The organism is candidate division KSB1 bacterium, from assembly GCA_034505495.1.
Taxonomy (GTDB): Bacteria; Zhuqueibacterota; Zhuqueibacteria; order Residuimicrobiales; family Krinioviventaceae; genus Fontimicrobium_A.
Window position 1 is genome coordinate 22,780 of record JAPDQV010000028.1, and the last position, 10,213, is coordinate 32,992.

At 57.0% G+C, this 10,213-nt stretch carries 8 protein-coding genes; all 8 read left to right on the forward strand.

Annotated features, from left to right (window positions below; translation table 11 throughout):
* Positions 1-7 precede the first annotated feature (7 nt).
* Complete coding sequence (locus tag ONB24_11065) at positions 8-958, forward strand: glycosyltransferase (protein MDZ7316656.1); 951 nt, start codon at positions 8-10, stop codon at positions 956-958.
* Between the two features lie 10 nt (positions 959-968).
* The gene (locus ONB24_11070) at positions 969-2,216 is read left to right on the forward strand and encodes a glycosyltransferase family 4 protein (GenBank protein MDZ7316657.1); all 1,248 of its coding nucleotides are present in this window, start codon (positions 969-971) and stop codon (positions 2,214-2,216) included.
* Between the two features lie 31 nt (positions 2,217-2,247).
* The gene (locus tag ONB24_11075; protein MDZ7316658.1) at positions 2,248-3,615 is read left to right on the forward strand and encodes a hypothetical protein; all 1,368 of its coding nucleotides are present in this window, start codon (positions 2,248-2,250) and stop codon (positions 3,613-3,615) included.
* Positions 3,612-4,934: a UDP-glucose/GDP-mannose dehydrogenase family protein gene (locus tag ONB24_11080; GenBank protein ID MDZ7316659.1), complete on the forward strand. Its 1,323-nt coding sequence runs from the start codon at positions 3,612-3,614 to the stop codon at positions 4,932-4,934. Before ONB24_11075 ends, ONB24_11080 begins: the two co-directional genes overlap by 4 nt.
* Complete coding sequence (locus ONB24_11085) at positions 4,915-6,297, forward strand: glycosyltransferase family 4 protein (protein ID MDZ7316660.1); 1,383 nt, start codon at positions 4,915-4,917, stop codon at positions 6,295-6,297. The genes ONB24_11080 and ONB24_11085 overlap by 20 nt, the downstream gene beginning before the upstream one ends.
* Before the next feature lie 20 nt (positions 6,298-6,317).
* A complete protein-coding gene (locus ONB24_11090; protein MDZ7316661.1) occupies positions 6,318-7,304 on the forward strand; it encodes a hypothetical protein in 987 nt (328 codons plus the stop codon).
* Between the two features lie 4 nt (positions 7,305-7,308).
* The gene (locus ONB24_11095; protein ID MDZ7316662.1) at positions 7,309-8,568 is read left to right on the forward strand and encodes a glycosyltransferase family 39 protein; all 1,260 of its coding nucleotides are present in this window, start codon (positions 7,309-7,311) and stop codon (positions 8,566-8,568) included.
* Positions 8,543-10,213 (forward strand): hypothetical protein (locus ONB24_11100; protein ID MDZ7316663.1); only part of this gene is annotated, 1,671 nt, incomplete at its 3' end. The genes ONB24_11095 and ONB24_11100, both read left to right, overlap by 26 nt.

Below are 10,213 nucleotides of genomic sequence, written 5' to 3' on the forward strand. Positions count from 1 at the left end.
CGCTTTGATGGAGACGAATATTCGCCTTTCGGTCATCATTCCTAATCGCAATCGCCGCAACACGCTGCGGCGGGTTCTGGCGGCGCTCGAGGAGCAGACGCTGCCGCGCGACTATTTCGAAGTCATTGTGGTGGACGACCACTCTACCGACGGTACGCCTGATATGCTCGAAGAGTATGGCAAAAGCACGTCCCTGGACTTTACCTGGATGAAAGCACAAAGCCGCGGCGCCGGAGCGGCCCGCAATACGGGATTGGCCGCCGCCCGCGGCGACTATGTTGTCTTTTTGGACGCCGACACCATTCCCAAGTCCGATGTTCTTGGCCTGCACCTGCAGTGGCAGGTTCATTTCGGCAGTCGAGTGTGTATCCTTGGCCGCGTGACCATGTCCGAGGCCGTTCGTACGCCGGAGCAGGGCAGGATAGGCGATACGGAGACCCGTTTCGATCATTTGCCGATTGCGGAACTGGAGTGGCAGGATTATCGGGCGGCCAATACATCGATTGAACGAAGCGCCGCTCTTGCAGCGGGCGGTTTTGACGAAACGCTGCCGGCAGCCGAAGATACCGAATTCTCATCTCGACTGGTTCGGCAGGGCATGCGCTTTATTTACATCAGCGACATCGTTGCGGTTCATCACCATCCGCTTACGGTTGAAGGATATTTTCGCAAGGGACAGGTCTACGGAGAGGCCGTCTATCGCTGGTACCGCAAATCGCCCGAGCTTCGCAAGCTGTTGGTGCAGCGCTACGGCGTCTTGGCGCCCGAACAACACTGGATAAAAAAGCTGAAATATTTCATCCGCGGCCTGGTGGTCAACCGAGTGACGGCCCCTTGGATTGTTGCCGCGGGCAAATCGATTCGCCACATACAACTGGAGGCTTCACACCGACTCTATGAGGTCGTTTTTCGCTATCATTTGCGGCGTGCGTTTCGAATGAACTACAGGAGCGCATAAGGAGAAGAGCATGCGCATTCTCATGACACATTGGCTTTATCCGCCGGAATTTACCGGCGCCGGACTGCAGGGACATCGGCTGGGCAAGGAGCTGCAGCGTCTCGGTTGCTTTGTGCGCGTGCTGAGCGGCACCCATGAAAAGGGTCTGGTGGGCATCGATGAGTACGAGGGGATCATCGTTGAGCGCGTGTTGCGCAATCGTCTTTCGCGCTTCGGCCGCCTATCCTACGGCTATGCCCTCTATCGCGCCGTAAAAGAGTATGCGCCCAAGTTCGAGATTGTGCATGCGCACGGTTTTCATCCCCAGGTCAATCTGGCTGCTTCGGCTGCAAAGCTGCCGCTGATCACCAAGCTCACCAATCAACGGCTGGACGGGCCAGCGGCTATAAACCGGCGGCGCTTCGGTCGTCTGCATGCGTCGATCTTTAATCTTGCCGACGCGTTCGTGGCAACTTCACAGGACCTGGCCGAGCAATGCTTGGCGGCAGGGCTGCCCGAAGAGAAAATCGTGCGCATTCCCAACGGCGTCGATACCGAATTGTTTCGGCCGGTCACGAACGAAAAAAAGCTCCGGTTGCGTCAGCGGTTTCACAGCGCCGACGACAAGGTCATTCTGCTCACCGTCGGTTCGGTCGAGTTCCACAAAGGTCTCGATCTGTTGTTGCGGGCGCTGCACGCCCTGGAGCCGGCGTCGCGTGAGCGTATCCGTCTGTGGGTGGTCGGTCCTCTCGACGCGGGCGAGCTGGCCGGTGAGATGCAGATCGGAACGCACCTTTTTGTCCAGCAGGTGCGCCGCATGATTCGCGAGTTCGGCCTCGAAGATACGGTTCGTTTTATGGGGCGGCAGCAGAACGTGCATGAGTACATGGCGGCGGCGGACATTTACGTTCACCCCAGTCGAGTGGAGGGGCAGCCCAACGCCGTCCTCGAGGCGATGGCCTGCGGTCTGCCTGTGGCGGCCAATCGGCTCCCAGGCATTACCGACGAAATTCTTCAGAACGGCCGCTACGGCCTTCTGGTAGATGCGGAAAATTCGGCCCTCTTTGCTGCGGCGCTGCGCGTGCTCATCAACAACCCCTCGTTGCGGCAAAGGATCGGCAGCCGCGCCGTAGAGCACATCGCCCGGCACTTTTCGATCGAGGGCATTGCGCAGCGATACATATCGCTTTACTCCAGCCTCGTGCACAAACGCACGTTCGACGAATTAAGGTCGCGCAAGGGCTGGAGCCATATGCCGCTTAAGGCGGGCAGATTTTAGCAAAAGGATAGGAACTTTGACGGAGTGCGAGATGAAAAAGCTGTCCATAAGCGATATTGACTTGGGGGTGACGCTGAACGGCGTCAAACATGCGTTGGTCAAGCGGGTGATCAGTCCTTCGCGCCGCTTCAGCCGGTTTTTGGAAGAATCCCAATGGTGGTCGACGGCGGATCTGCGCGCCTATCAGCTCGAACAATTGCAGGCCATGATCCGCGACGCGTTTGATCACGTGCCGTATTACCGCGGATCCATGCAGGTGTTCGGCGTCCGGCCCGAGGATATACGGTCGTTGGATGACCTTGCCCTCATGCCCTTTGTGGAAAAAGAGATGGTACGCCGCAGATCGCAGGATTTTATTTCGGAAAAAGCCTCGCTGCCGCTGCTCTATCGCTGCCGGACCAGCGGCACAACCGGTACGCCGTTGACCCTCTACCGCGATCTGCACAACGTCGGCTTTGAGTACGCCATGCTCTCGCGGCAGCGGCGTTGGGCCGGACTGGCGCCGGGTGACCGCTACGCCACTTTGAAGGGCGAACTGCTGACAAAACAAGCGGCGCGCGGACGCTATTGGCAGCTCAATCCGGCCGAAAACAAGCTGGTCATGTCCTCCTACCATTTGTCCGAGAGCACCTTTGAGCGTTACCTCGACGCCATGGCCGAATACGGCATTCAGGCAATCGACGGCTACCCTTCTTCGATCTATGTGTTGGCGAAATACATGCTCGACCGCGGCCTTTTTTTGCCGCTCAAGGCGATCCTCACCTCCTCGGAGACCCTTATCCCAGAACAAAAAGAGGCCATTGAGGCGGCTTTTCGCTGCCGCGTGTTCGACTATTACGGGATGGCGGAGCGCATTGCCGCGATTCATACCTGCGAGCAGGGTTCCTATCATGTGGTGCCAGAGTACAGCATCGTAGAATTTCTGCGCACCTCCACGTTGAGCGAGCCTTATTATGAGATCGTCGGCACCGCATTGACGAACCGCGCCATGCCTTTGATTCGATACCGCATCGGCGACATTGCCGAGGTGCGGGGCGGCTCCTGTCCCTGCGGCAGACAATATCCGGTCGTCACGGCAATCGTTGGACGCACGGATGATTATGTCGTCACACCTTCGGGCAAACTGGTCGGGCGCCTGGATCATATCTTTAAGGGGGCGCGCAACCTGATTCAGGCGCAGATCTATCAGCCGTCACGGCAGCGTCTGGTACTGCGCGTCGTGCCGGATCACTCCTTCGGCCGCCGCGACGCTGACGCCATTCTCGAAAAACTCAGCCTGCGGCTCGGCGAAGAAATGGAACTGGAAATCGAACAGGTGTCTGCCATTCCCCGCACCGCGCGCGGGAAAATCAAATCCGTCATTTCAGACGTGACCGTTTTTGAAGGGAGAGGTTTATGAATATCAGCATAGTCGGACTCGGCTACGTCGGCTGCGTCTCGGCGGCCTGCCTCGCCGAGATGGGGCATCAGGTCATCGGCGTGGACAACAATGCGGGTAAAGTAAGGCTCATCTCGCAGGGGATTTCGCCCATCGTCGAAGACCGCATCGGCGATCTGATCAAGGAGCAGGTCGGCTGCGGACGTCTGCGTGCTACGACCGATCTGCGCGCAGCCGTTCAGGCTTCGGAGGTGGTATTTGTATGCGTGGGTACGCCATCGGCGGCAGACGGCACCATCGATTTTAGGCAGGTGGAGCGCGCCGCTATGGAAATCGGTGCGGCGCTGAAAGCCAAAAAAGAGTATACCTCCGTGGTGCTGCGCAGCACTGTGCTGCCGGGTATCGCTGAAAACATCGCCGTACCCCTTTTGGAGCAGTTTTCCGGCAAAAAGATCGGCGAGGATTTCGGCTTTGCCCTCAATCCCGAGTTTCTGCGCGAAGGAACGGCGGTGTATGATTTCTATCATCCGCCGAAAACCGTCATCGGCCCTCTGGATGACCGCACCGAAGAGCGATTGAGGCAAATTTATGCCGCCATCGATGCGCCGTTCTTCTGCATCGGCATGTCTGAGGCTTCGATGATCAAATATGCCGACAACGCCTTTCATGCCGTCAAAGTGGCATTTGCCAATGAAATCGGCCGACTATGTAAAAAGTTCAACATCGACGCGCGCGTCGTGATGGACGTGTTTGTAAAGGACACCAAGCTGAATCTGTCGCCGGTCTATCTGCGTCCCGGATTTGCTTTCGGCGGATCCTGTCTGCCCAAAGATCTGCGCGCCATCACCCGTCACGCCCGTCAGGCCGACGTCAAAGTGCCGCTTCTGCAGGCTGCTTTGGAGAGCAACGAAGAGCATATCCGCTTTGCCGCCGAGATGGTCAAAAAGGAGAACAGCCGTCGAGTCGGAATACTGGGCATCAGTTTCAAAGAAGGTACCGACGATCTGCGCGAAAGTCCGGTGGTGGAGCTGGCGCGGCGCCTGCTCGAAGAGGGCTATACGCTGCGCATTTTTGACCGCAACGTTCTGGCAGCAAAACGCAACGGCTCGAACGTCGATACGATCAAACGAAATTTTCCCGATTTGGAGAAATCGTTGGCCGATTCGCTCAACGAGGTGCTCGAAGAATCGGATGTGGTGGTCATCGGCAATCGCAATAAAGAGCATGAAGCTGTGGTAGGAGAATTGAAGAACGGTCACCGGATCGTTGATCTCAGCGGTTTGGAGAACGCCGTTCGCGAAAACTTGGATGAGGTGAATTATGAAGGAATCTGCTGGTAGACTATTGATCATTGTCCAGAATCTGCCGGTGCCGTTCGATCGCCGCGTGTGGCTGGAGGCCGTCACGCTGCGTAATCATGGAATCCGCGTTTCGGTCATTTGTCCCAAGTCGAAAGAGTACCCCAAAAGCTATGAGGTTATCGATAGTGTAGCGATTTATCGCTACCGGATGCCCATCGAGGCCTCGGGTACGATCGGCTATGTTTTTGAATTTGCTTATGCCTGGCTGCGTACGGCTTGGTTGTCGCTCAAAGTTTGGGCAAGAGAGGGGTTCGATGTCATTCAGGCGTGCAACCCTCCCGATACCTATTGGCTGCTGGCGGGATTCTATCGCCTGTTCGGCAAGAAATTTGTGTTCGATCACCACGATCTGGCTCCCGAAATGTTCGACGTCAAATATCGAGGCAAATACAGGCTGCTGAAGCGTATGCTGCTGGCCTTGGAGCGGATGACTTTCAAGACGGCTAAAATCGTATTGTGCACCAACGATTCCTACCGGCGCGTTGCGATCCTTCGCGGCAGGAGGGATCCGGAGGATGTCTATGTGGTGCGCACCGGACCCGATTTGCGGCGCCTGCAGCCTGTCGAACCGGCACCGGAACTCAAGAACGGGCGCCGTTTCCTGGTCTGTTATCTCGGCGAGATGTGTCCGCAGGACGGCGTCGATTTGCTTCTGCAGGCTGTAGATCATTACGTGCGTGAACTCGGGCGCCGCGATACGCAATTTACGCTGATCGGCGGTGGTCCCGCCATGCCGGCAATGAAACGACTCGCCGAAAAAATGGCGTTGGACGAATGGGTGCATTTTACCGGCCGCGTCACGGATCAGGAGCTGTGCCGCATCCTCTCGACGGCCGATGTGTGCGTGGATCCGGATCCCTGGTCGCCGTGGGCCAACAGCTCGACGATGAACAAAATCCTCGAATACATGGCGTTCGGCAAGCCGATCGTGGCGTTCGATTTGGAAGAACATCGCCGCTCTGCCGAACGGGCTGCGGTTTACGTACGGCCGAACGATGTGCGGCGCTTTGCCCAGTCAATCGCAGACCTGCTGGATCAGCCGGAGCTGCGCCGCTTTATGGGCAGATACGGCTATGAGCGCGTACGCAACCGATTGGCCTGGCAGCATACACAGAAAGCCCTGCTGGCCGCTTACTATCGCCTTTTCCCGAACATGATGAGCTCCGAGGCTGCAGAACTGAACGTTCTGGATTGGCTGTTCGAGAAAATTCAGAATGAAGCGATCGAAGAGCTGATCGTTTCACACCAATCCAAGTTGATCTGCGTGCCTGCCGACCACCCCGAAAGCCTTGTGCATACGGCAAAACTCTTGTTGACGGCGGATGTGCACGAAGGCGTCTAATAAGCAAAATGGAGTGAAAAATGAACGGAAAAGTGACGTCGATTTGCGCTTTGCTGCTGCTGTTTGCTGCCTGCAGCCATGTCACGAGTCCCTCAAAGGATGCGGGGTGGCGTCCTTTCGGCAGCGGCTTGCCCGAAACCACCACCGTGAAGGCGTTGACCTCCGACGCCTCGGGTACCGTTTGCCTGGCCGGCACGGTAGACGGCGTCTTTATCCTCGATGCAGGCGGTGTCTGGCGGCCCGCCAATAACGGACTGGAAGCGCGCGACATCTCTTGCTTGGCCGTTCATCCGCACAACAATTCGATCTTTTTTGCCGGAACTTGGGGAAAGGGCGTCTGGCGTTCTGCGGACGGCGGCGCTTCCTGGAAGTATGTGTGGAAGAGCGAGATGAATCCGCTCATCAATCATCTTGCCGTGGCGGCGGACGGGCTCGTGTTGGCTGCCACCGAGCACGGGCTTTATGTCAGCAACGATCAGGGATCGAGCTGGCAGGCCGCTTACGCCTACGGTAAAATCTACACTGCGGCGGTCCATCCCTTGAATCCGCAGTTGATCGTGTTCGGCGCCCGTTGGCGCGGCAGTTTTGCCAGTACCGACCAAGGCCGTACTTGGGTGTCCATCAATGAGGGCGTTTACCGAAATGAACAAGAGATCGCCGCCGGGCAGTCGTTCTATTTCTTTAACGATCATGCCGATCACTGGTTGATGAGTACCGACTATACCGGATTATATGAAACTTTCGACGCCGGAAAAACTTGGCGGTTAAAAGCCGCCGATGCTTTCTCGGAAGCGCTGGTGGAGATTGCCGGTACTTACGACGGCAAGCAGCTTTGGGCAATCACCAAAAGCGGCTCGGTCTATACCTGCCGCGACGGCCGCTCCTGGAGCCTCACCAACACCGGTCTGGGGGACGCTAAAGCCAAGTCACTTTACGTTCTGCCGACGACCAAAAATGCGGCTCTGATCGGCACCGTGGGAAAAGGCGTTTTTCAATGGACGGATTAATCCGATGAAAAGCACAAAGACACAACTCTTGGTCGTTCTGGCAGTCGCCTTTCTTCTCCGCTTGGTCTATATAGCCACTTTAGACGATCTTGTCTTTTGGGAAGACGAATACGACTACCTGGAGCTGGGCAAGTCCTTGGCCGAAGGCCGCGGATTTGTCGATGTGCAGGGCCGACCGACTGCTTTTCGACCGCTCGGCTATCCGCTTCTTCTGGCTGCTTTAAATTTTATCGGCTGCGAACGTCCGTCGGAAATTCGCCTTGTTCATTCGCTCCTCGGCTCCGTCGCAGTCTACTTTGTATTCAAGATCGCCGCTTTGATCATGCCGCCGAGCTTTGCCTTGGCCGCTGCGCTCTATGCTGCCGTCTATCCCTATTTCATTTTTATGACCGGCACCCTTTTCGCCAATCTCTGGTTTTCCGTCACTCTATTGACGGCAGTATACGCCCTGTTTATTGCTATTAAAAAGGGCAGGGTGGGACTCTCTGCTCCGGCCGGTGCGCTGATCGGAGTTTCGACTCTCTCGGTCACCACTGCCGGTATTCTGGCGCCGATAACCCTGCTTTGGCTCTTTTGGACGCAGCAGGAGAATCGACACCGAACGTTCCGACATGCCGCAGTTTTTTTTGCTGCCTTTCTGCTTGTGGTTCTTCCTTGGATGGCGCGCAATGCGCTCGTCCTCGGCGTCCCGACTCTCTCCACAAACGGCGGGCGGAATTTGTGGCTGGGAAACAATCCGGCAGCGACCTACAATACCGGCAGCAATTTGGATCTGCCTCCCGACTTGGAGCAGCGGCTTGCGGGCGCTTCGGAAACAGAAGCGGATAAAATCTATACGCAGGAAGCCAAGATGTTTATAAAGGCGCACCCGCTGCATTTTGTCCGTTTGTCGTTCTTGAAAGGCGCGGCGCTGTGGCGATTCGATCCCTCGCCGACCACTGACGGCTATGATGTGGATCCGCGTATAGGCAAGAGCCTCAGCATCCTGACCTACACGCCGATTCTTTTGCTGGCGCTTTACGGCGTGTTGAAAACCGACCTTGTGCGCCGCAAAGAGTGGCTGCTGTGGCTGCTGTACTTTGCCGCGTTTACCTGCGTGCATGCCGTCTTTATTTCCAAAGTGCGTTTTCGGTTACCGCTCGATCACTTTTTAATGATCATGGCTGCCGGATCCATGCAAAAGCTGATTGCCCGCTTCAAAGCGGCCCGTACCCGCAGAATCGTATGGAAGATGGAATATGATAAAGAACACGCGCTGGTTTAGCCTCGTTTGGCTGCTTTTGACGCTGAGCCTGACCGGCTCGGCAGCGGACGTTCGCCTTTTGGAGACCGCCGCCGACCACCTGACTTTTCAAGCCTTCTTTGACTCTTTGACGGTGCACAGCACGATGCGCGAGGGACGCCGGTTCAGCGAGGTTGTGCTGCCGAACGCCGGTGCAGTGCTCGAACCCGGCATGCCGCGCCTGCCGATGGTCGGTTTCCTCGTCGGTCTGCCGCACAATGCTTCCCCGCGTCTGACGATCCTCAACGAGTCGCTCAAGATCCTGCAGGTCGACGATCTCGAGCGGACGGAGGGCGATGCAGTCTCCTTTACCGGCGACCGCTTTCCTGCTGTTTCTGCCGAATTGGGTCAAGTTGTCCGCCTAAGAGACTATACTGCTGCGATCGTTCGTCTCTATCCGGCGCGGTATTCTTTTGGGCAAAAAACGCTGCAGACGACTCGCTCATTGACCGCACGGATTGATTTTGGAGCGAATGCGGCCGCTTCCGCAATAGAAGAACCGGCGGATGCAGCATTTCGATCAGTTTTGATGAATGCTGAACAATGCCGCGGCTGGAAGGTGCCGCAACGAGCCGACGCAACGCTGCACAAGAGCACCGTTTCCGCCGTGCCTCAGGTGCGGCTCTACGTGGAAAAGGACGGCATCTATGCCGTTACCGGAGAGGATCTGGCGCGACTCGGCGTCGATCTGCTCAAGGTCGATCCGCGCAATCTGGCGCTCACCTGGCGCGGAAAACCAAAGGCCCTGCTCCTCGAAGGCGCGGCAGACGGCCGATTCGATTATCAGGACCGCCTCATCTTTGTCGGCGAACATCTGCGCGGCGACTCGTCCTATTATTCTCCCTTTTCCGACATGAATGTCTATCAGCTCAGCTGGAGCGGTGCGCCGGGATTGCGCTTTGCTCCGGTGGATGCCTCGCCGAGAGGAAGCTGGAAGACCGCCCGCCGCAGCGCTCCTTTTCGATTACACCTCGAAGAGGATCTCATTTACGATCGGCTTGTCGGTTATCCCCGCGCCGAAGACGATCACTGGTTTTGGCGTCGGCTGACCGACGATTCTGAATTCCGCCTTGCGGTGGATCTGCCGAACCTGGTCGCAGACAGCGCGGTCAATCTCAAAATCGCTTTCCACGGCTTGTCCGTTTCGCGGGAGGTCGCCGTCAATCATCATGTTCAACTGTTTCTCGGAGACCGCCTCCTCGGCGAGGCGTGGGGATCGGCCTGCAATCCTTTCTCTTTGACCACGCAGCCGTTCACCGCCTTGTCACCCCTCAACCTTTCCTTCCGTCTGCCGCTGGATATTCCCGGCGTCGGCGCGGATCAGCTCTTTTTGAATTGGATCGAAGCGGTCTATGAAATGAATTTGCGCGCGCAGGACGGCTTTTTGGTTTTCGATGTTGATTGTAGAGATCCGCGCGATTTTTGCCTTACCGGCTTTGATAACGAAAGCGTCTATTTCCTTACCGCCGACGGCCTTCGTCTGACCGGTTTTTCGAGCCGCCGCAGCCGCGACGGCGTTGAATTTCTTCTTTCGCCGACCGTCCTTCTGCCCAAACGGGTCTTTGCCGCCTCTGGAAAAGGCATCCGGGCCGTCGACAGGCTCGAACTCGATCAGCCCTCGGATCTG

Coding starts and splice junctions, on each gene's coding strand:
- ONB24_11070 (MDZ7316657.1), top strand. CDS start 969: ATGCGCATTCTCATGACACATTGGCTTTATCCGCCGGAATTTACCGGC.
- ONB24_11095 (MDZ7316662.1), top strand. CDS start 7,309: ATGAAAAGCACAAAGACACAACTCTTGGTCGTTCTGGCAGTCGCCTTT.
- ONB24_11080 (MDZ7316659.1), top strand. CDS start 3,612: ATGAATATCAGCATAGTCGGACTCGGCTACGTCGGCTGCGTCTCGGCG.
- ONB24_11090 (MDZ7316661.1), top strand. CDS start 6,318: ATGAACGGAAAAGTGACGTCGATTTGCGCTTTGCTGCTGCTGTTTGCT.
- ONB24_11085 (MDZ7316660.1), top strand. CDS start 4,915: ATGAAGGAATCTGCTGGTAGACTATTGATCATTGTCCAGAATCTGCCG.
- ONB24_11065 (MDZ7316656.1), top strand. CDS start 8: ATGGAGACGAATATTCGCCTTTCGGTCATCATTCCTAATCGCAATCGC.
- ONB24_11075 (MDZ7316658.1), top strand. CDS start 2,248: ATGAAAAAGCTGTCCATAAGCGATATTGACTTGGGGGTGACGCTGAAC.